Genomic DNA, 26,964 nt, shown 5'->3' on the forward strand with positions numbered 1-26,964 from the left:
TAGTTGGGGGGCGACGGCGGCCGGTTAGGCGACGGCGGCCGGGCGCCCAGGCTTGAGGGTCCGGCGCAGTTGGGGAGAACTGTCGAGCTTCTCTTGGGCGGCACGCAAGGCCAGGACGGCAACCTCGAGTTGCTCAGGGGCCAGGGTGAACGGGACGCGGAGGTAGTGCTCGAATGCCCCGCCCACGCCGAAGCGCGGACCCGCCGCCAAGCGCACGCCGAAATCGGGAGCCAGCACCGTGAGGGCTGTGCTGCAGGGGCTCGGCAGCCGGCACCACACAGTCAGGCCACCTTGCGGCCTTTCCACGTCCCACTCTGGAAGGTGTTGCCCAAGCAGACCCAGCAACGACTCCCGGTTGCGGCGGAGCTCTCCAAGGCGGGCTTCAAGTGGTTCGGAAAACGACCTGACCAGGCGCGCTGCGGCTAGCTGTTCCACGACGGGTCCGCCCAGGTCCATCACTGTTCTCGTCGCGATCAGCCGCGGGATCAGTGCCTCGTCCGCGCGTATCCAACCGGTCCTCAGGCCGGCCCAGTGGGACTTGCTGAGCGACCCGACCGAAACCACAGCGGGACTGAACGCAGACATCGGGGAGGTGCGTACGCCATCGAGGTTTAGGCCACGCAGCGTCTCATCCACCACCAGCACCGTGCCCGCGGCGGCGGCCGCGCGTGCCAGCCTCCGCCGCTGGAGGTCGGACATGATGCGTCCCGTCGGGTTGTGGAAGTCCGGAACCAGGTAGGCCATTGCGGGCCGTTGTTGGCTCATGGCTGCCACCATCGCGTCGATGTCCCAGGCGGGAGTGGTGTCCGGCGGCAGGGCCACAGGCAGGATCCGGCATCCCGCAGCGCGAATGGCGTCCAGTGCGTTGGGATACGTGGGGTGTTCCACCATGACCCGGTCCTGCTTGCCGGCCAGGGTACGCAGCACGATGTTGAGCGCGTGCTGAGCCCCGGACGTGACCAGGATTTGCCCGGGGGTGGTCGGCACGCCGTCGGCCGAGTACTTGTCCGCGATCGCTTCGCGCAAGGCAGTGACGCCCAAGGCGTCGTACCCGAACCCCGGCAGGAGCGCCGGAAGTTCCGTGAGCGCGTCAGCGAACGAGCGGTGGACTGCTTCACCGGCCGCAGGCAACGAAGCGTAGGCCAGATCCAGGAGCCCTTCCGGGGCGGCCAGGCCAGGCATGCTCGCAGGGGCGGTGCGGTGGGGGATGCAGGTCCGCCCGCGGCTGCCTTGACCCGCCGTGAGGAAACCTTGCTCGCGGAGGCTCGCATACGCCGCCGTGACGGTCGTCCGGCTGACGCCCAGTGACTGTGCAAGAGCGCGCTCGCTGGGCAGCGCGACGTCCAGCGGGATGCGGCCGTCCATCACCAGCAAACGCACGACGTCGGCAAGCTCACGGTACGCGGGCAGGGCGCCGGTGTTCCAGTGCCCCAGGAGGCGAAGCAGCGCGGTGGGATTCAGTGTCGGGGCCATCAGACCAGTATTCCAAACTGGCTATGGAATACAAGGCCAGTTCTGCTGGACGATGGACATCATGATGACCCGCAGAATCACGCAACTCCTGATCGGCCTGGCAATGTACGGAATCTCCCTGGCCATGTTCATCCGGGCGGGGCTAGGTTTGGACCCCTGGGACGTTTTCCACCAGGGGCTGGCCGGCAAGACCGGTTACAGCATTGGCGTCGTGGTCATCGCGGTCAGCTTCCTGGTGCTGCTGCTCTGGATTCCCCTGCGACAGATGCCGGGCGTAGGAACCATTGCCAACGCTGTTCTGGTGGGCCTCTTCGCGGACCTTGGCCTGTGGCTTATCCCGGAGTTCTCGCATCTCGGTGGACAGATCGCCATGCTTGCCGGCGCAGTGATCCTTAACGGCATCGCTTCGGCCTGCTACATCGGTGCCCGTCTTGGCCCCGGCGCCCGCGATGGCCTCATGACAGGCCTTGTCCGGCGTACAGGATGGTCGGTGCGGCTGGTCCGCACCGGAATTGAAGTGGTTGTCCTTGCTGTTGGCTTCCTGCTGGGCGGTTCCGTTGGCGTCGGGACTGTGGTGTACGCACTGGCAATTGGCCCGATCGTGCAAGTGCTCCTGCCAAGGTTCATGGTGCCCGAACGGACAAAGGCGACGGCCCCCACGGAAGCCGTGGAGGCCGCAACCGCTGCCTGAACCTAGTCCTTGATGGCACCCATCGAGAGGCCGGACTGCCAGTAACGCCCTCGCCGCCTCCAACAGCCGAGCTGCCCCTAGCGGCACGCCTCCAAATCCTCGCCGTACCGCAACCAATCCGGCAGGTCCTGAGCCAGCGCGTCCCGGATGGCGGGCGATCCAGCGCTCCTCCAGTCGACGTCGTCGTTAATCTCGATCTCGTACTTCTTCCACTCGAACCAGTTGATCATTTTCAATTGCGGATACTTTTGGTGGGTTTCGGCGGAGAAGACCTGGCGCCACCAGGTGCGCTTGACGTCCAGTTCCGACGCCCCGTTGCGGGCGGGAGTGAAGATCGCCGCTGTCTCCGGGATGGCCACCGGACGGTTATGGTCGACGCCGTACACCTGGTAGAAATCGGGCACCGGACTGTCGTTGCCGGCCGTGCCGTTGTACGTTCCCGTGAGCATGGCCAGGAATTTTCCGGGCTCGGCGATGTCGTTGTTGCCCCAGGGTCGCTGGTTCCCCCAGTGATACAGCGAGACGCCCACCCAGTCCACTGCGTCATCCCCCGGGTAGTAGGGCGCGTAGGTGTCATCGGCCATGGTGAGGGTGCCGTCGTGGTCGGTGTCCAGCACGGCGAAATCCGGGCTGCCCGGACGGGCCGCGTACTGGCCGCCGGTGAACGGATAGCCGCCCCCGTAGTTCGGCGCCCACATCATGGACGTGCCCGGCGCCTTGGTATGCACTGCAGCGGCCACCTTGCGGAATACTTCCACATAGCGGATTGGCTGCTGGCCCCAGGCGTACCAGGAACCGTTCATCTCGTGCGCAAAGCGTACGACGACGGGCGTCCCCTGATCGTTGATGGCGCGTAAGTCGGTGGCCAGCTTGTCGATGACTTCGTCGCTCATGGTCGCCAAGCCGCCGTGCGGCTCAAGCGTCAGGAGCAGCACGCCGCCCGCGGCACGGACCTGGGTGACGGCGTTGGTGGTGTGCGACCACGTTTCGTCGTCGTAGGGGATGTCGGAGAACTGCACCACCACCGCGGGATTGTGCCCCAAATTCTGTGTGTGCTCGGCAAGGGTTTCGGAGTGCCAGTCCAGGTTTACCCCCATGAGTACGCCGTCTTTGGGGATGATCGCTGCCGCGTCACCGGCTTTGCACAGCGATATTGCCTGGACGATCGGGACTACTTCCTTGGAGGCGAAGCCCAGCCCGGTAGCCGCCAGGGCTGTCACGAGCAAGGGGACCAGCAGGCTCGCGCGTCGGCGTTTGCGGTTGGGATGGCCGGCGAAGGTGGGAGGCGTTGCTTTCTGCCGGGACGGGTTCGGCATCATTGTGGATGTCCGGGCCATGTCAGCCCCAACCAAAGGTGCGATGCCGACGCATGAAGAGGTTGCGCACACCGAACCGGGGCGTCAGGTGACGTGCCCGCACTGGTGTGCAGCCGCCGTCGACGGCTTCTTCCCGGCTTTCGTAGATGCGGGCGACCTGCCCAAGATGGGCCTGGAGCCGGGTGTCTTCCAGTGCCGCGGAGCTGCCGAAGAGGCGCAAATCGCCGCCGCGGGCGCGCAGGAGGTGCAACACCTCCAAAAGCCCGACGACGCCGGAAGCGCCAACCGCCGTCACTGCGGTCACGTCCAACAGGACCAGGATGGGCCCGTCGGTTGCGGCGTTGGCGGAGTCGTGCCGGATGGCGAGGACCGTTGCTGCGTCCAAGGCGCCATCGAGGATCAGGTCGAATGATTTTAGTGACGTGGGCGTGGCGTGTGAGACATGGGAAAGCGTGGACATGATGGTCGCTCCTTGCTGGGGGATGGAACGGCGTTTATTTGTGGGTATGTCTGGTCAGCGCCTGGCAGGCGGGGCGAGCGAATCTGTGCCAAGGAGGCTGGCGAGTTCGTCGGGCACGGGCATCGGATCTACTTCTTCCTCTCCTGGTCCGCGGTACCGGGCGGCCCCGATGACCACGCTGAGCAGGGCAAGGTCCAATGCCACCCAGGCGAGGGTGATGAGCGTGGGATAAAGCGGCGCCGCACCAGTAGCTGCACGGGCTATGCCCACCCCGGAGGAAATAATGAGGATGGCCATCGCCACCAGTTGGAGCCGGACGTGGCGGAAGCCGTGGCCCGCCGCCTGCTTGCTCTTGGCCGTGACAGAGAACGTCAGATGCTTGCCCAGGAAGACAGCCGCAGCACCCGAGCAGGTGGCAGCAATCCAGGTGGGAAACAGGGCAAAGGACCACTGCTGGCCGCGCCACAAACCGCGTGATCCTTTGCCGGCAACCTGGAACAAGAGCTGGCATGAGACAAAGAACGGCAGGAACAGGCAGAAGAACACCACAGGACTTGCCGTCAGGGGATAGGTGCCGGCGAGCAGGAACACCACCGGCGCGGCGATGTAGCTCAGTGCCGCGAAGCCGTTGAGATAGCTGGTCATGGTGCCCAGGTACATAAGGCGCTGTGCAAGGGTCAGCCCGCGCAGGAACAGCGGGTTGTCGTTGAAAAACACTTGCATGGTTCCGGCTGCCCAACGATGCCGCTGCGAGAGCATGGTGGACACGTCCTCCGGGGCCAGCCCGTGGACAAGGACTTCGTGGTGGTACACGCTGCCCCAACCCATGGCATGAAGGTGCATCGCCGTGGCCATGTCCTCCGTAATGGTGGTGGTATCCATCGGATGGATGGCCAATGCCTGGTCTGTGTGGGCGACGTCCACAGATTCGAGGACAGCGTCAAGCTCCGGCACGACGTCCTCCATGGCATCCGGAACAGCCAACGCCGCCGTATGGAAGGAGACCCTGAGCTCGAAGGTGATCTCGGCGAGGACTTCACCGCGGCGAAGCTGCTGTTCGGCACGGGTGAGCGCCTCCAATGCCTGCTCAACCACCGGCATTGCATTCGGATGCCGACGGCCCAGCTCACCCAGGAGATCCTGTAAACGCGAACGGCCCCGGCGCAATGCACTCCAGGTGTGTTCAGTGGCGGTCCGGGTGTAGCGCGTCAGGCCCAGGGCCATGAGGGCCTCCCTGCGCAGGACAGCATTTGAGCCGCAGAAGAACGCGGCATCCCACCCATCCTTGCCCTGCTGGATGGGTCCATAGAACAGCTCGGCCTGGCTGCCCAGGGGATCACGGTCCGGTACATTCCAGAAATGTTGCGGGGTCTGTACGAAGGCCACTTCCTCGGCGTCAAAGTAGCCCAGGACGCGGTCAAGGAACCGGGGCTCCGGGACCTGGTCCGCATCCAAGATGGCCACGAATTCACCCGTGGTCATGGACAGGGCGTTGTTGACGTTGCCAGCCTTGGCGAACCGCTGCCGGCCGTCCCACTCGGGTCCCCGGGTGATATAGCCGACGCCGATCTGCCGGGCTGCGCTCGCAAAGGCGCTGCGGTCCCCGTCATCCAGGATCCAGGTTTCGTGGGGGTACTCCATGTCCCGGGCCGCGATGGCGGTCTTGAGGACGAGCTCGAGGGGTTCGTTGTAGGTGGCTATGAACACGTCCACGGTCCTGCCCGGCAGGGCAGGCGGGGGCGGTGGCCGCCGTCGTGCGTTCCACATGGCGACCGCGTACAGAGTGGACTCGCCCAGGCTGTACGTCTCAGCGGCGACAAGCGGCAGGGAGATCCACCACGCATCCCACGCAACGGTCCCTGACCAACGCCAACTGATGTAGATCAATCCAAAAGACACCACCAGGACCGCAAGGATCCTGACCAAAATTTGCTGGCGAATGCCCATATTTAGCCTCCGGTAACTGCTGGGGAAAAGGCAAAGGCGCGGCAGGGTGTCCGGACGCCTTCACGGCGAAATGTGGGAGGACACGGCTGACGCGCCTGGAGCATGCATCGTCGATGCTCAGCGGAAGGAATTCAGTTGCGAACGGAAGTTCCTTATCCCACTTTCTCCCGCCTGCGTTTCGTCGCCGTTACGGGATTGCTAAGTACTTTCGCGTTGATTATTTCCTTCCAGTGACGTTTCGCGTGTCACGCCCACAGGCTCTTGCGCTCCGTATGAAAGGGCCGTCAGAGTTGCGTTCATGAAGCGACGACTCACGCCCCTGGTGCTGGTCATCGTCGGATTAACCCTCGTGGCGACCCTCATCGCTCCTGAGCCTCCGGCGCTGGCTGCCGCCGGCATGCCGGCTGCCGGTGCATTGGTGTGGAGCGATGAGTTCAATGGGCCTGCGGGGACCGCCCCGGACAACAGCAAATGGGTTCATGACACGGGAGGTTCGGGCTGGGGCAACGGAGAGCTGCAGTACTACACCGGCAGTACGCGGAACGCCGCGTTGGATGGCAAGGGAAACCTGGCCATCACGGCGCGCCGGGAAAATCCCGAGGGCTACTCCTGCCACTACGGACCGTGCCAATACACCTCCGCGCGCCTCACAAGCGCAGGGAAGTTCAGCCGGACCCAGGGCCGTTTCGAAGCCCGTCTCAAGCTGCCCAAGGGACAAGGAATGTGGCCCGCGTTCTGGATGCTGGGCAACAACGTCTTCACCGACGGCTGGCCCACAAGCGGCGAGATCGACGTCATGGAAAACGTCGGCAAGGAACCCGGCACGGTCTGGGGCAGCATCCACGGCCCGGGCTATTCCGGCGCCAACTCGGCCAATGGCAGCTACACACTTCCCAACAGAAAGGCCCTGGCCGACGCATTCCACACCTTCACCGTGGACTGGGGACCGGACTCGATCACGTGGTACATCGACGGCATTGCCTACTCACGAAAGAGCGCGGCCGCGGTTTCCGGGGTGTGGGCCTTCGACCATGATTTCTTCCTCCTGCTGAATCTCGCCGTCGGCGGCTACTGGCCGGGCGCTCCGGATGCAGGGACGGTGTTTCCGCAGTCGCTGCTGGTGGACTACGTCCGCGTCTACGTACTTGGGGCCGCACCGACGTCACCGGCCACGCCGGCCTCTGTCCGAATCCAGGGCTATGCCGGCAAATGCATCGACGTTGCCGGGCGGCAGGCCGTCGACGGTTCCCAACTGCAATTATGGGATTGCGACGCCTCTGCCTCGGAACAATGGACTTTCGCCAGCAATGGAACCGTTCGATCGTTGGGCAAATGCATGGATGTGGCCTGGGGCTCCACTGCCAATGGAGCCCGCATCCAGCTGGCTACATGCAATGGAAACGCAGCGCAACAATTCGTGTTGACCTCCGCCGGAGATTTGGTTAATCCGCAGTCCAACAAATGCGTGGATGTGGCGGATTGGGGGTCCGCGAATGGTTCGCGTCTGCAATTATGGGATTGCGCCGGTTCCGCCAACCAGAAATGGTGGCGGATGGCGTAGAAAAACGTCCGACGGCGGCGCGCAGTAAGTGCGGGTCCGGCGACTATTGCTGGGGCGGCTGGGGAGCTTCCTGGAGTAGTCGACGGGACCTTGCGCCGGGCGCGCGTCGCCGTCGCGGCGGTTACCGCTGTGCCCGGCCGGACGGAGATCAAGTTCCCGGCCGGGCCGCGGTTTCGAACGTGTGCTGCAGTTAACGGGCGCTGTAATTAGGGGTTGGCTGACAGCTAGGGGGCCGGTTGGCAGCGCGGGCAGAAGTAGATATCGCGTTCTTCCGTGCCGTCGGGGCCCGCGAGCAGGCCGCGCCGGATCATGGCTCCACAACGCCTGCAGGGTTGACGCTCCCGGCCGTAGACCCAATAGCCGGGGCGCAGGGCACGTGGACCCAGCGTGGTCCGGCGTCCCGGGCCGAGGTTTTCGCCCAAGAGGCGTTTGGCATCCCGGACGATCTTGGCCAGATCCGGAACCTGGCCCACTGGCAGGGCAGGATGAACTCCGGACAAAAAGCATGAGTCACAGCGATAGATGTTGCCGATGCCGGCCAGTTTCCGCTGGTCCAGCAGGGCGAACCCGACAGTAACGTCCGGCTCTGCCTTCAGCCTGCGCAGTGCCTCGTCCTCGTCCCAGTCCGGTCCAAGGAGGTCCGGGCCGAGGTGTCCTACGATCTTGTCTTCCTCCGCCGTGGGCACTACTTCCAGGATGCCCAAGGAGAACCCCACCGCGTCAGCGCTTGACGTGCGAAGGACGCAGCGGGCCGTGTGGCCGGGCTTGGTCCAACGGCCTCCCGGCGGGTAGATCATCCAGTTTCCCTCCATCTTGAGGTGGGAGTGAATGGTCAGTGCACGGGGTTTCCGGCTTGCCCCGGGCTCAGTGTCCTCGGGGCCGGTCAAACGCATGAGCAGGTGCTTGCCCTTGGGAACTACCTCGGTCATGGTCCAGCCCGCGAGATTCAGTGTGGCGAAGCGGGGCACGCGGAAGTCGGAAGCCGTGATGACCTGGCCCGCCAAGGCCTCGTGCAATCTGTGGGCAGCCCGCCAGATGGAATCGCCTTCAGGCACGGATCCGTAGTCCCTTCGGCGTTGAGTAAGCTCCAGCGGCTGCCAGTGCAACCGCGATGGGGGTCTCCAGGAGGTCGTGGCCGTTGACTTTCTCCATGAACAGTTTGTCCACCGCGCCGCGACGCACCACGTCCACCAACGCTTGTGCTGCTACTGCCAGCACGGCCTCGTCCTGGTTGAAGGTGAGCAGCGTCTTGCCGCCGCGTTCGACGTAAAGGACCAGGGCGCCGTCGACCATCACTACCAGCGCGCCCGCCTTCCTTCCGGGGCGGTGGCCTGAACCGGCGTCAACCGCCAACGCAGGCCAAGGGAGCGCAGCACCGTAGGGGTTGGCCGGATCCGTAGCCGCGAGTGCCAGCGCCACAGGTTCGGCCTTTGCGATGCGGGCGTCCTCCGTGAAAGACCTAAGCCGGTCTACTGTTGCCGGCACGGCGAACTGGGCCGCTCCCAGGTGTTCAATGAAGTAGCCGCGGCGGCACCTGCCTGCTTCCTCCAGCCGGGCCAGCACCTTGTACATGAGGCCGAAGCCGCCAAGGATGTTCTCCGCCATCACGGATCCGCGGGTCACCACACCGTATCTGTCGAGCAACAGTTCTGCCGTGCCCCGGGCGTGGATGGTGGGGTCCAGTTCCGGAGCGGGCAAGGCAGACCAACGGCCGACGGCGGACGGCGGCGCGGGCGCGATGCCACCCGATACCGAACCGTAGCGTCCGCCGGTGAGGCCCGGTGAGCCAAGCAACCCGGTTCCGTGCGAGCGGCCGAGCCTGCTCATACGCGGAGCCCTTGCCCGTGGAGCCTTGGCGACCTGCCGGTGGGCTGTCTTGCCGCCGGAGATCATGGCCCGCACGGGAGCGAAGGTATCTCCTGTGACCCGCCCCGCCCACACAAGATCCCACAGCGCGGTGACGACGGCATCGTCACTGAGCACGGCATCCATGCCCCCTGCCACCTCGGTGAGCTGCCGGAAGAAGTAGCCACCCCCGGCGCTGAAGTGTTCAAGGAGCCGCTGTTGGGCATCCCCGGGTTCGAACTCGGGGTCCGGGTTGAGGGTCAGCTCGGCGGAGTCGGCCACGTGGAGGCTGATCCAGCCATCGTTGCCGGGTAGAGATCCGGCACCGGACCAGAGGAGCTCGCCAGCGGCCATGAGTTCATCGAGCATTGCTGGCTTGTAGTCGGCCACCCGGCTTGCCAGCACCAACGGCTCCCAGGCTGACGCCGGAATGGGTACTCCGGAGAGTTGGTCCACTGCTGTGATGATGCCATCGAGACCGCGCAACGCCTGGCTTCTGGACTTGCCCGGCGCGGTGACGTTCTGCCAGGCGGGGAGGAACCGGCCATAGGCCGCGGTGTCTACCGGCTCGACCTCGGCCCGCAGCGCGGCAAGTGAGCGACGCCGGAGCTTCCTGAGCACTTCGGCATCGCACCACTCGCTGGACGGCGGAGCGTCCAGGCTCATGAGTTCCGGCTCCACACCCTCGGTGGGCTGCTCGGCGACCGCATGGGGGCGGAACTCGCCTTCGACCACCCGGCCATCTCCGGCCAGCCGCTTCAATGCCGTATTGACGACGGCGACGCCCAGTCCCAGCCTCGCTGCGGCCTCCACTGCCGTGAACGGTCCGTGGGTACGCGCATAGCGGGAAACGAGATCCCCCAAGGGATCGTTCACCGGCTCGATAAAGGCCAGGGGAACGCCCATGGGCAGCGGAACGCCAATAGCGTCGCGGAGCCGGGCGGCGTCTTCCACTGCCGCGTACCGTTCGACGCCGCCGATGGTCACCTTGAGCGCGCGGTTGGCTTTGTGGAGGGCCGCGAGGTGGGCCGTAGCTTCAGCGGCAGTGCCGTGTGGCGCGATCGAAGGGGTTTCCTCGATCTCATCCGGTGATTCGGGGTCGAACGGCTGATCCAACGCTGCCAGCCCGGGGGAAGCCTCCGCTTGCTCCGTCCCTTGGAGCCGTTCCGCTACTTCCTCAACACTGAGCGGTCCGAGCAGACGAAGGAGATCAGCGACGCCTTCCATCCCACGGACGCGGCGGCCCGGGGCGAGCCGTTGCAGTTCCATTTCGGTGGAGTCGATGACTGCGGCGTCAAGTAGTTCCCGGAGTTCCACACGGCCCAGGAGTTCGTTGAGCAAGGTGGAGTCCAGGGCCAAGGCTGCAGCCCGGCGTTCGGCAAGCGGGGAGTCGCCCTCGTATAGGAACTGGGCTACGTACCCAAAAAGCAGTGACTTTGCGAAGGGGGAGGGTTGCTGTGTGGTGGTTTCGACGATGCGAAGTTCCCGGCGTTCCACGGACGACGCAATGTCTTTCAGGGCAGGAAGATCGTACACATCCTGCAAGCATTCACGCACAGCTTCAAGCACGATGGGGAACGAGGGGTACTTCTTGGCGACGTCCAGCAACTGTGCTGACCGCTGGCGTTGCTGCCACAAGGGCTGCCGTTTCGCGGGATTCTGGCGGGGGAGGAGCAGGGCCCTGGCAGCGCATTCACGGAACCTCGAAGCGAACAGCGCGCTGCCGCCAACCTCGGCCGTGACAATCTGCTCGAGTTCTTCCGGGTCAAAGAGGAACAGCTCGGCTCCCGGCGGCTCGTCCTCCATCATGGGCACGCGCAGCACAATTCCGTCGTCAGCTGCCATGGCGGAACCGTCCAGGCCGTAGCGCTGCTGCAGGCGTTGTCCGACGGCGAGTGCCCACGGTGCGTGGACAGGCATGCCGAAGGGACTGTGGAGGACCACTCGCCAATCGCCGAGTTCATCGTGGAAACGCTCGACTACCAGGGTCCGGTCGCTCGGGACGATCTCCGTGGCTTCTTTTTGTTCCCTGAGGTATTGCAGGAGGTTGCTGGCTGCGAAAGCGTCCAGGCCGCTGGCTTGGCAGCGTTCCATGGCCGGTGCCTCATCTGCCGCTGACAGTTCCCGGATGAACGCGCCCAAGGCCTTACCGAGGTCGACGGGACGGCCCAGGGAATCCCCCTTCCAGAAGGGGAGCTTGCCCGGCTGGCCGAAAGCGGGGGAGACCAGAACGCGATCATGGGTGATGTCCTCGATCTTCCAGCTGGTGGCGCCAAGGGCGAACACATCGCCCACCCGGGATTCGTACACCATTTCTTCGTCAAGCTCGCCAACGCGGCGGCCGCCCTTCGCCGCGCGGGCAGACGCCGTGGGTTCACTGCCGTCCCCGCCGGCTGGAGAGGACGAGCCCTCAACTTCCGTGCCGATGATGTACACGCCAAACAGGCCACGGTCCGGGATGGTGCCGCCGGAGGTCACCGCAAGGCGTTGGGCGCCGGGCCGTCCCTCAATTGTTCCGGCTTGCCTGTCCCAGATGATCCGTGGACGCAGTTCAGCGAACTCGTCGGAGGGGTAGCGTCCGGCCAACAGGTCCAACGTGGCCTCAAACGCGGAGCGTGGAAGGCTCGCGAAGGGAGCGGAGCGACGCACGGTGGTGAACCATTCTTCGACGTCGATGCTGCCCAGGGCCGTTGCGGCGACCGTTTGCTGGGCCAGAATGTCCAAGGGGTTAGCCGGAATGCTCAACCGCTCGATCTGGCCGCTGAGCATGCGTTCCACGGTGACGCTGGTGTGCAGGAGGTCAGCACGGTGCTTGGGGAACAGCACGCCTTCGGAGATCTCGCCCACCTGGTGTCCGGCACGTCCCACGCGCTGCAGGCCGCTGGCCACCGAGGGCGGGGATTCCACTTGGATCACAAGGTCAACGGCGCCCATGTCGATGCCGAGTTCCAGGGATGAGGTGGCTACGACGCAACGCAAGCGGCCGGACTTGAGGTCGTCCTCGATCATGGCCCGCTGGTCTTTGGAGACAGAGCCGTGGTGCGCGCGGGCAAGGACCGGATCGGCTCCGGTGGTGCTGCCGGCCTGCGCCATCATGTGTGCCGGGGTTGCCGTGGAAGCAGGAACAGCAGGGTTCGCCTCAGAGGCCCCCCATTCGCTGCCGCCCACGGCCATCAGCTGGCGTTCTGCGTAGATTTCGTTGAGCCGGGCCGTCAGGCGCTCGGAGAGCCGGCGGGAGTTGGCAAAGACGATGGTGGATTGCTTGGACAGGACCAGATCCACGATCTGTTCCTCCACATGCGGCCAGATGGACGCTTGTGGCTGGAGCCCGGACGCCGGGCCGGAGTCGAACGCGCCGGCCGCACCCTGAAGGTCCGACATGTCCTCCACAGGCACAGTGACCGTGAGGTTCCAATTCTTTTTGGACGGGGGCGCGACGATCTCCACGGGAGCTTGGCCGGCCAGGAACTGAGCCACCAACTCCCGGGGCTGGACCGTGGCCGAAAGTCCGATCCGTTGGGCAGGTTTCGGCAGCAAAGCGTCCAGGCGTTCCAGCGAAACCGCCAGGTGGGCGCCACGTTTTGTGCCAGCAACGGCGTGCACCTCGTCAATGATGATGGTGTCCACCTCGCTGAGCGTTTCCCGGGCACGGGAGGTCAGCATCAGGAAAAGGGATTCCGGAGTGGTGATGAGGATATCCGGAGGGTTGGTCAGCAGCGTTCGGCGGTCTGCCGCCGTCGTATCTCCTGAACGGACACCGACCGTCACCAGCGGCGCAGGCAGTCCCAAACGCTTTGCCGTTTGCGTGATGCCGATCAGCGGCGAACGAAGGTTCCGTTCAACGTCGACACCCAACGCTTTGAGGGGCGAGATATACAGGACACGGGTTTTGGTTTTGGGTCGTTTGGCCCGGCCTTTGCCGTTGGCAGGCACAGACTCAAGACCAGGGAGCGTGTCAGCTGGAGTGGAGTGCAGCCTGTCCAGGGCCCACAGGAATGCCGCGAGTGTTTTACCGGAGCCTGTTGGCGCCACGACCAGCGCGTGCGAACCCGAGGAGATCGCGTTCCAGGCACCATCCTGGGCAGGTGTGGGCTCGGAAAAAGCGCCGAGGAACCATTCCCTGGTTGCCTGGCTGAAACGGCTGATGGCGCCATTGGGCGCCTGCGGCTCCTGCATTCATCCATCATGCCCCACGGCTCCGACAGAATAAGCCGGAACCGTGGGGGACGGGATCAAACAGCCTGGAAAGCGGTGACGGTCAGCAGCTTGATGCCGGCGTTGCTGCAGGCGTCGTGGGGCTCGGCGACGAACAGTGAAGCCGTGTCGTTGGGCGGATAGATGCGGAAGCCAGCTGCGGAGACCTTGGTGCAATCGCCGTAGTTGCCTGCCTGCGTGTAGCGGATTTCAGCCCAGGCGGCCTTGCCCGGAGCCAACTCAATCTTGGTGACCGGGGTTGTGGACTCGCGCGCTGCAGGTTCGCCGATTGGGTCGCCGTTCGCGTCAGCCGTCAGGGAAACTCCCGCGAAACCCTCGATGATGCAGGGGGCCGTTCCGGAGTTTTTCAGGATCAGCTTCTCGTAGACACTTCCGGCCGCGCCGCCGCCGGTGGAATCGGTGGTCGCGGTCAAGGAGTCGGCCTTGCACTGTCCGACTGCTGCCGGAGGGGCAGACGTGGGTGTCGTGGTGGGTGGCTGCGAGGGTGTGGTCGTGGCCGACGGAGTGGGAGAGGCCGACGTTGAAGATGGCGAAGGAGTGGAGGAAGTAGGCGGAGCACTGCTCGAGTCCGCAGGGCTGGGGCTTGGTCCGCAAGCCGCCAGGAGCAGCAGCGAGGCGGCCGCCGTCGTCGTCACAAGACCGGTTTTGATGCGCTGAGTCCACATGGGCACCAGCCTTGCCCCGGCGGTGGCCCGAGTCAATTCAGCCACGGGTTACAGCGCGGATTGGCGCCCGGATCGTGATCTTTCCGGGCGCCACCTGCGGTGTTACTTCGTATCTGCCTTCACGGCTGCGGGTTTTGCGGAGCGGCTGCGGAAGAAGGCCGCGCCACCAAGGCCGAGCCCCGCGATACCGGCGATCAGGCCGGCCCAGCTCCGGGCCTGCGAACCGTCGTCGGTTACGGCTGCTGCCTGCTCCGTGGACTCGGTGGATGCCGCGTGGTGGTCACCCGACGCTGCTGCCGGAGTGATGGAGATGGCCGGTGCCGGCGACTTCAAATCGTCCTCGCTCTGGCCGTCTTTGGGGATCTCGATCCAATCCGTCTTGCCCGTTTCGCAGGTCTGGTACGTGGGGAAGTAGATGGTCTTTCCGGCTGCGTCCGGCAGTTTCACCGACAGGACCAGTGCATCGCGCATGTGGGGATCCAGCGGGGCCTTTGCCGTGTAGACGATCTGGCTGGTCCGCTTGGTGATGGACGTGCCGTCCTCCAGCTTCTTGGGCTCAGCCAGGTTTTCGGTCACCTTCTCCACGGTCCAGTTCGGGTTCACCGTGGGGGTGGCATCCGTCAGTTCCTCGGGAAGGTTGATGGCCACTTTGGTGGTGCCCGACGTGCCGCAGCCGTGGGGAACACTGAACGTCAACAACGCGTAGGAGTTGGCAGCCGTCTTGTTCGGATCCACCGAGACGTGGGCCGAAGCGCCGGCGATTCCGGCCATCATCAGGGCTGCAGTACCACCGGCGACGGCGGTGGCTGAGAGGGTACGGCGGAGCGAGGACTTCTTCATGGGATTGCCTTTCGGGTGCGCCTACTGAGGCGGCGCGGGGTACGGGTTTAAAGCCCGTCACCAGGCAAAGGCTTGTGCCTGCTTTGCGGCTTTGGTGCCGGGCGGAACTAGGGAAGTACGACGACGGCGGGCGGGCCGCGGCGGCTGTCTTGCCTTAGGTTCCGCCAGGGGCGGGGGATGAAAACGTCAGGTGCGCCAACTGCGACAGGTGAGGCGCCGGCGTCGGGCCTGAAGAGCAGTGTGGGCAGGACGACAAGCGGGCGCAGCCACGCGGCGAGCTGCCACAAAGCGTCCTCGCCCTTGGCCAGGACGATAGACGACCCAACCGTGGCCGCGATGTGGGCGATCAGCATCAGGACGCCCACTGTGGTGCCAACCTCGTGGGTGTGTTCCGTGACTGTGTGCAGGGCCGGGGTCAGTTGCTCGTTGCCGAGGTGGTGCGCCGCTCCGGTTGTGCCGGCGGCTACGGGCCCGAGCGCGGTGAAGGCCTCGTGGAGTGCGAGCTGCCCTGCGCCCAGGAGCGCTGCCATGGTGACGACGTTCAGTTTGAACCGGGTTGCCAACGTGGTGGCCAACGCCGTGAGGGCGAGCAGCGCCAACAGGACCGGGGCCATGGGCAGCAAGCCGCCGCCAACAACGTGCGCACCGGCCGCCAAAGCCACAATCACCAACGCGATCGCGCCGGACCGCAACGCATGGAAGGGTGCCCGGAGCTGTGAAGTGCGCACGGGTCCTCCCTTTTCTTATCGCGTTGGCCTGTCTTGCGGCCTCTTGATTCTATCGGGAGTTCGGCGCCGGTCCGGCCCCGGATGGGTTGGTTACGGCTTCCTGCGCAGAAACGGCCCGGGACCCTGCCACGGCACTGGCTGCAATGGTGATCAACGCACCGAGGATCATGGCCGCGCCTTCGCCGGGCTGCAGCAGGTGCAGTTGGGATCCGATGGTGGTCGCCGCCACGGGGACTCCCAGCTGCGATGCCGAGAGGACGGCCAAGGGCAAGGGCTGACCCAGGACGCGCATTGCAGAGTGGACCACCAGTGTGCCGACGCCGAGGCTCAGGCCCAGCAGGATCATCCGTGGATCAGCGGCGAGGTCGTTCACGTTCAGGGATGCCCCAAGCCAAACGAAGAAGACGGGGCCCAGGAAGCCGTCGCTGACGGCGAAAAGCTGGTGGGCAAGCCGCCTCGGTTCGCCTACTGCCGCCACGGCCAGGCCGAAGGAGAATCCTGCCAGCATCACGGAGACGTGGCCAAGAACGGCCAGTCCCGCCAGGGCAAACAACAAGGCCAGTTGGATCCGGAGCTCGAGCGCAAACTTCCGGTCTTCCGAAACGTTATGCAACCGGTCACGGGTACCCCTGCGCTCCAAGGCGCGAAGGACGAAGAACAGGATCAGCGCGCACGCCGCGACCGCGACCGCACCCAGGGCTGCACGTCCCGCGTTGGGCGGATCGACGGCCAGAGGCAGCGCAACGATGCACGCGATATCAGCGATGGCCACCTGCGCAATCATTGTCAGAACCTTGGGACCGCCGAGCCTCAGGGAGTCCACGATCGGCAGCACCAAGGCCGCGGAAGACGACGCCAGCAGCACAATGTACAACGGTGCATGGCCAGTCCCGAAAATGGCAGCGATACCTATGCCTGTTGCCACCGCCAACGCAGCTGCTGCTCCAGCTCTCGCCGCACCACCACCCAGGGCCGCCCGGATCGCCTTGTCACGGACGGGGACGTGGGTCCCGGCGACGAACATGATCAAGGCAAAGCCGACATCAGCCAGCAACGTGAAGGTTGGATCCCCTGGATCCACCAGTTTCAGTCCTGTGCGTCCGATGAGGATTCCCGCCAGCAGTTGGCCAAGGACTACCGGCAGATGCCATTTCCGGGGCAACGCCAATAGTGGCCCCAGGAGGGCCACTGCGGAAATCAGGGAGAGCTGAAGGAATGTCACCTGTTTTGCTCGGGCGGGAGGTCCGCCAATTTGAGCGGGATGTCAGTGTTCTCGTCCGTGTAGTAGCTGGCACAGACGCGGTGGTACCCATCGACAATCTGGGCCGGGATGCCACGGGACAGGTCCCCGCGCACCATGAGCACAGGTGAAAGCCTTTTGCCGCTGCGGATCTTGCGCCGGTCCGATGCCACGTGGGCGTTGTCCTCCGGCAGCAGGGTCAGCCGGGAAGCGCGGAGAATATCTTTGGCTTTCCTATGCACGATCCTCTCGTTCCGCAGGGCATCCACCAGTTGGTTCACCACATGGTCAGACCCCAGGAAGGACAGGTAGTCCGCCGCGGCCGGGTAGTCCTGTTCCTCGGGTTCGGGCAGCCAGAGGACGCTGTTCCTGGGAGCCTCGGGCATCGTCAACGTCCTTCCTGCGTTTGTTTGCGCCGCGAGGTGAAGGTGGGACCCGGTGGGGCCGGAACGCTGCCCCGATCTGTGGTGGACCTACGACGGCGGAGCTCAAGTTTCAGGCTTTCCTCACCTCGGGCCATGGCCCAGTGGTGGTTCGCCGAGAATGCAGGTTTGAGGAGCCAACTCAGTCTGCGAAGGAGGGGTTTGGCTGTGCTGACCCGCCAGTCGTAGGTGATGACTGTTTCGGGGCCATCCGTTGCGAAGGTCCAGCGCCCCGTGCCGTTGAGGTCGCCAACGGCTGTGAGTGCGAAGCCATCCAGGGTCACCGGTTCCGTGACAGTGAGCCGCCAACGCAAGGTGTAGGGGAGCCAGCCTTTGGTGTGGAGGTCGAAGGAAGCGCCCACTCCGTCGGGGCCGCCCGGGGTCACTCTCGTAACGCTCAGGTAGACCGATGGCCACCACTGCTTCAGTGTCCCGGCATCTCCAAGGACGTCCACTACTTCCTCACGCGTCCCCGCCACGCGCCAGACAGTGACGAATTCGTAGTCGGTACTTTTGCCTGTCTTGCTGGTTGACCGGGCCATTGTTGCCTCCGACGTTCTTGCCGTTCCGAGGGTGTCATTGCGGCATCCGTGAATAATGTACCGCGCTACGGCGGGTGCCACTACGAGGTTGAAAGCGGAAGTATGTTGCCGATTTCGTCCAGGGAGCGGCGGCGAGGTCAGCAACAGCAGCGTTTCGAAAATATGTTGCGTAATCTCTCGATATCGGGCATCGTAAGAGTTCGTGCAAGCCAAATCAGCAACATATTTCAGAAACGGTCACTAGATGGATGACGTCAAGGCGATTGGTGTGAGCATCAGGAATGCCCGGAAGGTCGCAGGTATCACGCAGGGCACTCTTGCGGATCTGATCGGCACGTCAGCGCGTACTGTCCACGCCATTGAAACGGGAACGGGTAATCCATCGCTGCAGACGGTTGTCGCGGCGGCCAATGCTGTGGGCCTGCGACTGGGGACCATTGATGGCTGAGGATCTGGCCCAGCTGAAGTTCGTCCGAAAGGCGGATGTCTACAAATCGGGGGTACTGGCCGGCCACTTGGAACGCACGCAGCGCGGCAGTGTGGTCTTCGGCTACGTCCCGGACTACACAGCCAGTCCCGTCGCGAGTACGCTGCCTTTCGCGCCTGGTCCGGTCGAAACCCCGAACGGTGCGCTGCCGGCCTTTTTCGCCGGTCTCTTGCCCGAAGGCCACCGCCTGACCGTCCTCAAGGATGCCGTCAAGACGAGCCTGGCGGACGAGCTCAGCCTTCTGTTGGACGTCGGCGCCGATGTTCCTGGCGACGTCCAGGTCGTCCCGGCTGGGAAGCCGCCGCTGGAGCCCGAACCCCTGGCCGACGTGGCCAGGCCTGAAGACCTCGACTTTGCCGCCTTGGCCGAGGCCGTGGACCTGCACGGACTGCCGGGTGTACAGAGCAAGGCCAGCGCCTCAATGCTCACCACTCCGCTCGCACTGGCAGGCCGCCGGTATCTGCTCAAGCTGGACCCGCCGCTGCACCGGCATCTTGTGGTCAATGACGCGGCGCACCTGGCTGGGGCCAAGGCCCTGAAGATTCCCGTCGCGGCCCACAGCATGGTCCGCGACCGGCTGGGTCTGCACGGACTGCTCGTGGAGCGGTTCGACCGCATCCAGAACGACGGCGGTGACATCCGCCGGTTGCCCCTGGAGGACGCTGCACAGGCCATGAATCTTCCCCCGGCATCCAAGTACGCTGTCAGCTCCGAGGATGTCGTTATGGCCTTGGCGGGACTGTGTAAGGCCAGGCCGGTGGCCGTGCGGAACCTCTATCTGCAGTTCGTGTTTGCCTGGCTTACCGGCAACGGTGACCTTCACGCCAAGAACGTTTCGGTTCTGGGCCGTCCGAAGGGAGGGTGGGCGGTGGCGCCGATCTATGACATCTCGTGCACGCTCCTCTACGGAGATGACACCATGGCACTCACTGTCAACGGAAGAGCCAAGGGGCTGAGGGCGAAACACTGGCGCGAGTTTGCCGCTTCCATCGGCTTGCCCCAGCGGGCAGCGGCCGCGGCCAACGCCGTAGCCCTCGCGGCAGCTTCGGCTATCAACCTCGAGGAGCTGCCGTTCACCGGTTCGCCGCTGAACGGGACACTGCGCGAGCTGCGGTTCCGCCGAGCCGAGCTCGCTGCTTGACCCGGACTCGGTCCAGTGCCCGTGATGCATGTGCACTGGCGTCCAGTTGTCGTCGCGACCGCATGGCGAATGCGGCACGGAACTCCCGGAAATGCAGAGAACCCCCGGTTTCCCGGGGGTTCTCATTGGCGGTGACGGTGGGATTTGAACCCACGTTGGCTTTTACACCAAACAACATTTCGAGTGTTGCACCTTCGGCCGCTCGGACACGTCACCAACTGAAATAGGGTACCGGAGTTGGGCCCGGTTCCCCAAAACGAGGCCGCGTCACCCCAGCAGAGACACCCCCAAAACACCCGCGAAACAGCGCCAACTTCCATCCGAAGCGCCCCGCCACTAGATTCCTAAGTACCATGACTATTCCTCGCGAGCACGTGCACCAAGCCACCGCCTACTGGGTCACCAAGTCCGGCGATGGTGAACTGCGCCCCGAAGCCATTGAGAACCCCAAAGAAGAAGAAGCCCTGGTCAGGACCCTGTACTCCGGGGTCAGCCGGGGCACTGAGCGGGTGGTTCACGAGGGCCGTGTTCCCGAGCGCGTAGCCGATCTGATGCAGGCCCCGCACCAGGAAGGCGAGTTCCCCGGCCCGGTCAAGTACGGGTACCTGAGCGTCGGCGTCGTCGAACAGGGACCGGAAGAATGGCTCGGCAAGACCATCTTCAGCCTCCACCCGCACCAGGACTTCTACGTCGTCCCCACCAGCCAGCTGACTCCCATTCCCACGGACGTCCCCGCGCGCCGCGCGGTGCTCACGGGCATCGTCGAAGTCGCCATCAATGCCATCTGGGAAGCCGGGCCGAGGCTGGGAGACCGGGTCGCCGTCGTCGGTGGCGGTTTGGTGGGCGGCGTCCTGGCGACGCTGCTGCGGAAGTATCCGCTGGGCCGCCTGCAGCTCGTGGACGCGGACCCGGAAAAGCGAAACCTCGCCGACAAGCTGGGCATCGAATTTGCCGAGCCTGACAACGCGGACAACGACAACGACATCGTTTTCCACTGCTCCGCCTCCAACGACGGCCTCAAACTGAGCCTGCAACTGGCCGGCGATGACTCTGACGTGATTGAGCTTTCCTGGTTCGCTGACAAGGAAGTCACCCTGCCGCTCGGTGAGGATTTCCATGCCCGCAGGCTGAACATCCGCTCCAGCCAAGTGGGCGCCGTGGCCCTGCCCCGCAGGCACCGGCGGACCAATGCGCAGCGCTTGCAGGAAGCGGCTGCCCAACTCAAGGACCCAATGTTCGACACGTTCCTGACCAGTGAATGCCAGTTCCAAAACCTGCCCGCAACACTCGCTGGATTGCTTGAACGGCCCGGCGGTTTCTGCCACGTGGTCGCGTATCCAAACCCGAAGGATTAATACATGTTCAGCCTGACCGTCCGACGCCACTTCATGATCGCCCACAGCCTTCCCCGCGAAGCGTTCGGCCCGGCCCAAGGCCTCCACGGGGCCACGTTCGTTGCCGAAGTCAGCTTCCGGCGTCGTGAACTCAACAACGACGCAATCGTCCTGGACATCGGCGCCGCCGGCGGCATCCTGGAAGAGATCCTTGAAGACCTGAACTACAGGAACCTGGACGAGCACCCCGCTTTCAAGGGCAAGCTCTCCACCACCGAGGCCCTCGCCAAGCACATCGCGGACGCCATGGCCACGCGGATCCAGGACACCGAGGACGGCCCGGCGCTGGCTGGCATCGACGTCGTCCTCCGCGAGAACCCTGACGCCTGGGCGGGCTACTCGCTGGAGCTCCCGGCCAAGTAAGTGCGCATCCGCTTCCTCGTCCCCGGCAACGTCCGGCACGGCTCCGGCGGCAATAAATACAACGCCAAACTTGCCGAACACCTGAATGCCCTTGGCGCGACAGTCGAGACAGTAACGGTCGACGGCGACTGGCCGGTCGGCAGCCCGGCGGACCGGCAGCGGTTCGCGCAAGCGCTCGACGGCGGCACTACCGTGATTGCCGACGGCTTGGTGGCGAGCGGCGCACCGGAGGAGGTTGCGGGCGCCGTGCAGGCCGGGACCAAGGTGTGGATCCTCTCGCACATGGCGTTGGCGGACCATCACGATCTTGAGGCGAAAGCGCTGGCGGCTGCGACCGGGATCATCTGCCCGAGCATGCACTCCGCCGCGGAGCTTCAGGCCCGGCACGGCTCACTGGACATCACGGTCGCCACGCCGGGCGCGGAACCGGCAGACATCAGCGAAGGCTCCCACCCCAAGCACATCGTGTCCGTCGCGGCCCTCCTGCCGAACAAGAGTCAAACACTCTTGATCGAAGCCCTAAGCCAGATCAAGGATCTCCCCTGGACGGCAGCCCTCATCGGCTCGGAAGAAGCCGCCCCGGCGTACGCGGCCGAGGTGAGGGCCGCCGTCGAACATCACGGTCTGCAGGACCGCCTCAGTGTCACCGGCGAACTCACTGGGCAGGCGTTGCAGGACCAGTGGCGTCGGGCGGACCTGAGCGTGCTGATCTCACAGTCCGAGTCGTTCGGGATGGTAGTGACGGAGTCCCTGGCTCACGGCGTCCCGGTGCTGGTGCGGCAGGGGACCGGTGCCGTGGAGGCGCTGGGGCACAGCGGCGCGGGCGCGGTGTGGGATCCAAAGGAAGCCCTGGGAGGAACCCTGCGGACCTGGCTCACGGACCACGCCCTCCAAGAGTCCTGGCGCAGCAACGCCCTTCAAGCCCGGCGCGGTTTGCAGCGCTGGGAATCCACCGCCCGGACCGTCCTGGACGCCTTGGAAGCTCCACCGAGATGACACTTAATGACAATCCCGGGCCGCCGGATTGTCATTAACTGCCAACTCGCGGGGCGGCTGCGGAGCCGGCCACGCGGTGCGCGGCGAAGAAGTCCCTGAGGAGCGCTGAACACTCGTCCTCGCGGACGCCGGCATAGACCTCCACCCAGTGGTTGAGGCGGCGCTCGCGCAGGATGTCGAAGACAGAGCCCGCCGCGCCGGCTTTCTCATCCCAGGCGCCAAAAACCACGCGGGGGATACGGGCCAACACAATCGCACCGGCACACATGGCGCACGGCTCGAGGGTCACCACCAAGGTGCAGTCCTCCAGCCGCCACCCATCACCGGAGGCACCCGAATCCACGGCGCGTTGCCGCAGCGCAGCGGCCGCCTGCCGGATTGCGACGACTTCGGCATGGGCGGTCGGGTCCCCGTGCGCCTCACGTTCGTTGCGGCCGGAACCCAGCACCCCGCCGTCGGGCCCTAAGACGACGGCGCCGATCGGCACGTCGTCCGTCTCCAACGCCAACCGGGCTTCGTCCAGGGCAAGGCCCATCCAGGCCAAGTGATCTGCGTGATACGGCTCGGTGGCGCTCATGTCTCAATGATAGTTTTGGGGGATGCGCACATTCGTCGTGGACCACCCGCTGGTCGCTCACAAGCTCACCGTATTGCGGGACAAGAACACTCCTTCACCGGTCTTCCGGCAACTCACCGAAGAACTCGTCACCCTCCTGGCCTACGAAGCCACCCGTGAGGTCAAGACGCAACCGGTCGAGATCGAGACCCCGGTCACCAAGACCATCGGCACGGCTTTCACCAAGCCCACGCCGCTGGTGGTTCCCATCCTGCGCGCCGGGCTGGGCATGCTGGAGGGCATGACCAAGCTGGTCCCCACTGCCGAGGTCGGCTTCCTGGGCATGGCCCGCGACGAAGAAACCCTGGACATCATCACCTACGCCGAGCGTCTCCCCGAGGACCTCACCGGCCGCCAGATCTTCGTCCTGGACCCCATGCTCGCTACCGGTGGCACCCTGCGCGAGGCCATTAAGTTCCTCTTCAAGCGCGGCGCCTCGGACGTCACCTGCATCTGCCTGCTCGCCGCTCCTGAGGGGCTGGCCAAGCTGGAAGAAGAGCTTTCGGACGCCAACGTGAACATTGTCCTGGCCTCGATTGATGAAAAACTCAACGAGAAGTCGTACATCGTGCCGGGTCTTGGCGACGCCGGCGACCGCCTCTACGGCGTGGCCGGCTAGACAGGAACCCCTACCGGTTTCCTCCCCGCGCCGTTAGCCTGTGGCGCATGGACTGGAAACTTGAACTGGTATTTGTCCCTGTGTCCGACGTCGACCGGGCGAAGGATTTCTACGTCAACAAGGTTGGTTTCAACGCCGATTACGATGAGCGTCCCACGGACGGCATCCGTTTCGTGCAGTTGACCCCGCCAGGATCTGCCTGCTCCATCGCGATTGGCGAGGGCCTGAATGACGCACCTCCGGGTACGGCGCCGTCGCTTCAGATCGTGGTGGCGGACATCAACAAAGCCCATGAGCAACTCAAAGCCAACGGAGTGGAGGTCAGCGACGTCGACATCCAGGACTGGGGCCACTTTGTGTACTTCGCGGATCCGGATGGCAACAAGTGGGCGGTCCAGTATCTGCCGCAGCGACCCAATGGGTGAGTAACCCCCGCCAGGTGCGGCAGGATGGAACCATGACCCATCCTGCCGCGAATCCTGCCACCGAACCGCCCGTGCTGACCGTCCGAGCCGTCCTCTTCGACATGGACGGGACGTTGGTGGATTCGACGGCCATCGTGGAGCAGGTGTGGTTGGAGTTCGCCGAACGCTATGGCCTGGACTACAACGAGATTCTTCGCACCTCCCACGGCGTCCAGGCCGGCGACACCATACGCCGCTACGCGCCCGCCGGCGCTGACTTGGAGGCGTTGACCGCAGAACTCGGCGACATGGAGCGCACCCGGACGGACGGCGTGATCGCGCTTCCCGGTGCCGAGGCACTGCTTGCGGGGCTGCCGGATGAGGCGATCGCGTTGGTCACCTCGGCAGATCGCATCCTGGCGGAAATCCGGATGAAGGCTGCCGGGCTCAGCATGCCGTCCACCACCGTCACTGCCGAATCAGTGACCCGGGGCAAGCCACATCCGGAGGGATACCTCAAAGCCGCCGCGCTGCTGGGAGCCGAACCGGCCGACGTCGTGGTTTTTGAAGACGCGCCCGCAGGTATTGCCGCTGCGCGCGCGGCAGGCATGCGCACCGTTGTCGTCGGTGACTCCGGCGGCGAACTGGAAGAGGGCATGTGGCGGATCCCGGACTACACGGCGGTGACGGTCACCGCTGTGAAGGATGACGACGGCGGCCACCTCCTGACGCTGACCCTCTAGTAAGGGTCGGCCTGGTAAGGTTCGGCCCGGTCTGTTCCCGCCGGAAAACCGGGAGTACGCTGTGCGCATGTCTGCGATGCCGGAGGCTTACGGGGCTGCATTGGAACGGGCAATGGTCCACGCCGGTGCTTGGCTCACGTCAGTGCCTACTCGTCCTGTCCGCCCTTCCTCCGACGCCGATCAGGTGGCCGGCAGCATCCTGCAGCGCCTCCCTGATGAGGCCACCGATGCCGCCGAGGTGGTCGACGAGCTCGCCGCTTTGGCTGAGCCGGGCCTCATGGCGATCCAGTCCGGCCGCTTCTTCGGGTGGGTCATGGGCGGCACCCTTCCCGCTGCCATGGCCGCCGACTGGCTGGTCTCGGCATGGGACCAGAACACGGGACTTCGCTTCGCCACCCCGGCGGCGGCCGCCATCGAAGAATCCGCGGCTGCCTGGCTCCTGGACCTTCTTCATCTTCCGCCAACCGCCGACGTCGGATTCACTACTGGCGCTACCACCGCCAACTTCGTGGGGTTGGCAGCGGGACGGCAGTACCTGATGGACGAAGCCGGCTGGGACCTTGAGTCGTTGGGCCTGAACGGCGGGCCGAGGATCACCACCTTCGCCGGCAGGGAACGCCACGCCGCAGTGGACCTCGCCCTGCGGTACCTGGGCTTGGGTGCTTGCGTTCCTGTTGATGCTGACCATGAGGGCCGTGTCCTCCCCGACGCCCTGGCAGCAGCCATGGATGAGCAGCCGGGGCCTTCCTTGGTGTGTTTGCAGGCAGGGAACCTGCACTCGGGTGCTTTCGATCCCATGGAAGAAGCCATCGCGGTGGCCCATGACCGTGGAGCGTGGGTCCATGTGGATGGTGCTTTCGGTCTCTGGGCTGCTGTGAGCCCGATTCTGAGGCAGCGGCTGGCCGGCGTGGAGGGCGCTGATTCCTGGGCTACCGACGCCCACAAGACCCTCAACGTCCCCTATGACTGCGGACTGGCTATCGTCTCGCGGCCGGAGTCCCTGCGCCGCGCCTTCAGCGTCCACACCAGCTACTTGATTGCCAGCGAAACGGGACTGGGTGACCCTCTGGAGAAGGTTCCTGAGATGTCCCGCCGGGCACGCGGCATCCCGGTGTGGGCTGCTCTGCGGCAACTGGGTCGATCCGGTGTGATAGCCATGGTGGAGCGGCTGGCGGCGAACGCGCGGGCATTGGCGGACGGTCTGGCCGCAATCCCGGGGGTTGAAGTCCTCAATGACGTGGTGTTCACCCAAGTCTCCGTGAGCTTTGGCAGCGACGACCGCACCCACAGGATCACTCAACGACTCATGGCCGAAGGCGCGGTGTGGATGTCGGGTTCGTCGTGGCGGGGCCGGGAGATCCTCAGAATCTCGGTGAGCAACTGGACCACGGATGCCGCAGACGTGGCGGCGTCCATCGCAGCGGTCCGTGGTGCGGTCGAGGCAGAGCCGGAAGAATAGCGGCCCGGATCCCTACTGCGCCCGGGCCTTTGCCAGATAGCCCATCAGACCTGCCAGATCCTGGGGGCTCCACGGCAGCTCGGCGCTGATGGCTTGGCTGTTTTCCTGCCAGGCGGCCCGGGCTGCGGCTTTGGTGTCGTCGCCCGAATGGAACATGGCGCCGATTCCATCCCATGAGCGGACCCACTCCTGCACTGCAGGGTCGGTGACAGCCGTACCGGTGCGGGCGAAGGCCAGGCCCTCTTCGACCAATGCCGCCCATTTCTGCTTGGCATCCTCAATTTTTTCGGCTCCGAGCTCTTGGCGCCTGTCAGCAAGCTGTTGACGCTGCTCCGCGGTGAAATGCTGTTCGTACACGGTGATCATCTCCAATGTCGTCATGAACTGTTCGGGGGTGGGCATGGCGGGTCCGTCCATCCGGGCCAACAAGTGGCCCAATCGGTCCTCAAGCAGGCGAACCTGTCGGGCATGTTCGCGGACCTGGGCCAACTGCTGCTCCAAGAGGCCAAGAAGCGAAGCTTCGGGGCTGTCCAGCGCGTCAGCAATGGAGGCCAATGGCAGGCCCAGCATCTGTAACGCCTTGATCCGGTAGAGCCGCCTGAGGTCGCCCTCGTCGTACCTGCGGTGCCCGGCTGCTGTCCGTTCACTCGCGGACAGCAGCCCGATCTGGTCGTAATGGTGCAGGGTTCGAACACTGACACCACACGCTGCTGCCAGTTCCCCGATGCTCCACGGACCGTTCCCTGCTGTTCCCGTCATGGGAACCACGCTAATTCCTGACGTTGCGTCAGGTGCAA

Annotated in this window: 25 protein-coding genes and 1 tRNA gene; 11 read left to right on the forward strand and 15 right to left on the reverse strand. The window is 64.9% G+C overall.

What is annotated here, in order from left to right; all coding sequences use genetic code 11:
- Positions 1–24: 24 nt before the first annotated feature.
- Positions 25–1,473, reverse strand: coding sequence for a PLP-dependent aminotransferase family protein (locus tag ACFVSI_RS08405; protein WP_387821866.1), 1,449 nt, complete (start codon positions 1,471–1,473; stop codon positions 25–27).
- Between the two features lie 61 nt (positions 1,474–1,534).
- On the opposite strand from ACFVSI_RS08405, the gene ACFVSI_RS08410 reads away from it, so the two are divergent.
- On the forward strand, positions 1,535–2,164 hold the full coding sequence (locus tag ACFVSI_RS08410; RefSeq protein ID WP_306843663.1) for a YitT family protein: 630 nt from the start codon (positions 1,535–1,537) through the stop codon (positions 2,162–2,164).
- A 77-nt stretch (positions 2,165–2,241) separates the two neighbouring features.
- Here the strand turns inward: ACFVSI_RS08410 and ACFVSI_RS08415 are convergent, their stop codons facing one another.
- From ACFVSI_RS08415 to ACFVSI_RS08425, 3 genes are read right to left on the reverse strand one after another with little or no spacing between them, the layout of a single operon-like run.
- The gene (locus ACFVSI_RS08415; RefSeq protein WP_387821870.1) at positions 2,242–3,501 is read right to left on the reverse strand and encodes a glycoside hydrolase family 26 protein; all 1,260 of its coding nucleotides are present in this window, start codon (positions 3,499–3,501) and stop codon (positions 2,242–2,244) included.
- Between the two features lies 1 nt (position 3,502).
- On the reverse strand, positions 3,503–3,940 hold the full coding sequence (locus ACFVSI_RS08420) for an STAS domain-containing protein (protein ID WP_387821873.1): 438 nt from the start codon (positions 3,938–3,940) through the stop codon (positions 3,503–3,505).
- A gap of 54 nt (positions 3,941–3,994) precedes the next feature.
- Positions 3,995–5,887 carry a glycosyltransferase family 2 protein gene (locus ACFVSI_RS08425; RefSeq protein ID WP_387821875.1) on the reverse strand — a complete coding sequence of 631 codons (1,893 nt, stop codon included), beginning with the start codon at positions 5,885–5,887 and terminating at the stop codon, positions 3,995–3,997.
- A 298-nt stretch (positions 5,888–6,185) separates the two neighbouring features.
- Between ACFVSI_RS08425 and ACFVSI_RS08430 the strand changes: the two genes are divergently transcribed.
- Positions 6,186–7,448, forward strand: a complete 1,263-nt coding sequence (locus ACFVSI_RS08430; protein WP_387821877.1) for a ricin-type beta-trefoil lectin domain protein — start codon at positions 6,186–6,188, stop codon at positions 7,446–7,448.
- Positions 7,449–7,672: 224 nt separating this feature from the next.
- Here ACFVSI_RS08430 and ACFVSI_RS08435 read toward each other — a convergent pair whose 3' ends face one another.
- The 8 genes from ACFVSI_RS08435 to ACFVSI_RS08470 form a co-directional block, all read right to left on the reverse strand.
- Positions 7,673–8,503 (reverse strand): DNA-formamidopyrimidine glycosylase family protein, encoded by an 831-nt coding sequence (locus ACFVSI_RS08435; protein ID WP_387821880.1) that lies wholly within the window; start codon positions 8,501–8,503, stop codon positions 7,673–7,675.
- Positions 8,496–13,469: a DEAD/DEAH box helicase gene (locus tag ACFVSI_RS08440; protein WP_387821883.1), complete on the reverse strand. Its 4,974-nt coding sequence runs from the start codon at positions 13,467–13,469 to the stop codon at positions 8,496–8,498. Before ACFVSI_RS08440 ends, ACFVSI_RS08435 begins: the two co-directional genes overlap by 8 nt.
- Positions 13,470–13,525: 56 nt before the next feature.
- On the reverse strand, positions 13,526–14,173 hold the full coding sequence (locus tag ACFVSI_RS08445) for a DUF4232 domain-containing protein (RefSeq protein ID WP_387822110.1): 648 nt from the start codon (positions 14,171–14,173) through the stop codon (positions 13,526–13,528).
- A gap of 102 nt (positions 14,174–14,275) precedes the next feature.
- On the reverse strand, positions 14,276–15,013 hold the full coding sequence (locus ACFVSI_RS08450) for a YcnI family protein (protein WP_387821885.1): 738 nt from the start codon (positions 15,011–15,013) through the stop codon (positions 14,276–14,278).
- A gap of 107 nt (positions 15,014–15,120) precedes the next feature.
- Positions 15,121–15,741, reverse strand: coding sequence for a hypothetical protein (locus ACFVSI_RS08455; protein WP_387821888.1), 621 nt, complete (start codon positions 15,739–15,741; stop codon positions 15,121–15,123).
- A 49-nt stretch (positions 15,742–15,790) separates the two neighbouring features.
- Positions 15,791–16,963, reverse strand: a complete 1,173-nt coding sequence (locus ACFVSI_RS08460) for a cation:proton antiporter (RefSeq protein WP_387821890.1) — start codon at positions 16,961–16,963, stop codon at positions 15,791–15,793.
- Positions 16,960–17,367 carry a hypothetical protein gene (locus tag ACFVSI_RS08465; protein ID WP_387821892.1) on the reverse strand — a complete coding sequence of 136 codons (408 nt, stop codon included), beginning with the start codon at positions 17,365–17,367 and terminating at the stop codon, positions 16,960–16,962. Before ACFVSI_RS08465 ends, ACFVSI_RS08460 begins: the two co-directional genes overlap by 4 nt.
- 2 nt (positions 17,368–17,369) lie before the next feature.
- A complete protein-coding gene (locus ACFVSI_RS08470; protein ID WP_387821894.1) occupies positions 17,370–17,945 on the reverse strand; it encodes an SRPBCC family protein in 576 nt (191 codons plus the stop codon).
- A 244-nt stretch (positions 17,946–18,189) separates the two neighbouring features.
- Here ACFVSI_RS08470 and ACFVSI_RS08475 point away from each other — a divergent pair, with 244 nt between their 5' ends.
- Together ACFVSI_RS08475 and ACFVSI_RS08480 are read left to right on the forward strand one after the other, a co-directional pair.
- Entirely contained in the window at positions 18,190–18,393 is a 204-nt protein-coding gene (locus ACFVSI_RS08475; protein WP_387821896.1) for a helix-turn-helix transcriptional regulator, read from the forward strand.
- Positions 18,386–19,573: a type II toxin-antitoxin system HipA family toxin gene (locus ACFVSI_RS08480; protein WP_387821899.1), complete on the forward strand. Its 1,188-nt coding sequence runs from the start codon at positions 18,386–18,388 to the stop codon at positions 19,571–19,573. The genes ACFVSI_RS08475 and ACFVSI_RS08480 overlap by 8 nt, the downstream gene beginning before the upstream one ends.
- A 126-nt stretch (positions 19,574–19,699) precedes the next feature.
- Here the strand turns inward: ACFVSI_RS08480 and ACFVSI_RS08485 are convergent.
- Positions 19,700–19,789: transfer RNA gene (locus tag ACFVSI_RS08485), tRNA-Ser, on the reverse strand.
- A 137-nt stretch (positions 19,790–19,926) separates the two neighbouring features.
- Here ACFVSI_RS08485 and ACFVSI_RS08490 point away from each other — a divergent pair.
- Genes ACFVSI_RS08490 through ACFVSI_RS08500 form a run of 3 tightly spaced genes read left to right on the forward strand, consistent with a single transcriptional unit; the run spans position 19,927 to position 22,326 of the window.
- Positions 19,927–20,928 carry a zinc-binding alcohol dehydrogenase gene (locus tag ACFVSI_RS08490; RefSeq protein WP_387821902.1) on the forward strand — a complete coding sequence of 334 codons (1,002 nt, stop codon included), beginning with the start codon at positions 19,927–19,929 and terminating at the stop codon, positions 20,926–20,928.
- A gap of 3 nt (positions 20,929–20,931) precedes the next feature.
- Positions 20,932–21,330, forward strand: a complete 399-nt coding sequence (locus tag ACFVSI_RS08495; RefSeq protein WP_387821905.1) for a 6-pyruvoyl tetrahydropterin synthase family protein — start codon at positions 20,932–20,934, stop codon at positions 21,328–21,330.
- Entirely contained in the window at positions 21,331–22,326 is a 996-nt protein-coding gene (locus ACFVSI_RS08500) for a glycosyltransferase family 4 protein (RefSeq protein WP_387821907.1), read from the forward strand. It begins immediately after the preceding gene.
- Positions 22,327–22,360: 34 nt separating this feature from the next.
- On the opposite strand, the gene ACFVSI_RS08505 is transcribed toward ACFVSI_RS08500, so the two are convergent.
- Complete coding sequence (locus tag ACFVSI_RS08505; RefSeq protein WP_387821910.1) at positions 22,361–22,903, reverse strand: nucleoside deaminase; 543 nt, start codon at positions 22,901–22,903, stop codon at positions 22,361–22,363.
- Positions 22,904–22,925: 22 nt separating this feature from the next.
- Here ACFVSI_RS08505 and upp point away from each other — a divergent pair, with 22 nt between their 5' ends.
- From upp to ACFVSI_RS08525, 4 genes are all read left to right on the forward strand, one after another.
- Positions 22,926–23,561: a uracil phosphoribosyltransferase gene (gene upp, locus ACFVSI_RS08510; RefSeq protein ID WP_144661546.1), complete on the forward strand. Its 636-nt coding sequence runs from the start codon at positions 22,926–22,928 to the stop codon at positions 23,559–23,561.
- Between the two features lie 47 nt (positions 23,562–23,608).
- Positions 23,609–23,986 carry a VOC family protein gene (locus tag ACFVSI_RS08515; protein ID WP_387821913.1) on the forward strand — a complete coding sequence of 126 codons (378 nt, stop codon included), beginning with the start codon at positions 23,609–23,611 and terminating at the stop codon, positions 23,984–23,986.
- A 32-nt stretch (positions 23,987–24,018) separates the two neighbouring features.
- Complete coding sequence (locus tag ACFVSI_RS08520; protein WP_387821916.1) at positions 24,019–24,708, forward strand: HAD-IA family hydrolase; 690 nt, start codon at positions 24,019–24,021, stop codon at positions 24,706–24,708.
- A gap of 67 nt (positions 24,709–24,775) precedes the next feature.
- Positions 24,776–26,167: a pyridoxal phosphate-dependent decarboxylase family protein gene (locus ACFVSI_RS08525; protein WP_387821919.1), complete on the forward strand. Its 1,392-nt coding sequence runs from the start codon at positions 24,776–24,778 to the stop codon at positions 26,165–26,167.
- 12 nt (positions 26,168–26,179) lie between these two features.
- Here the strand turns inward: ACFVSI_RS08525 and ACFVSI_RS08530 are convergent, their stop codons facing one another.
- Complete coding sequence (locus tag ACFVSI_RS08530; protein ID WP_387821922.1) at positions 26,180–26,926, reverse strand: MerR family transcriptional regulator; 747 nt, start codon at positions 26,924–26,926, stop codon at positions 26,180–26,182.
- Between the last annotated feature and the right edge of the window lie 38 nt (positions 26,927–26,964).

Origin of the sequence: Paenarthrobacter sp. NPDC057981, from assembly GCF_042886835.1 — a bacterium.
Lineage (GTDB): Bacteria > Actinomycetota > Actinomycetes > Actinomycetales > Micrococcaceae > Arthrobacter.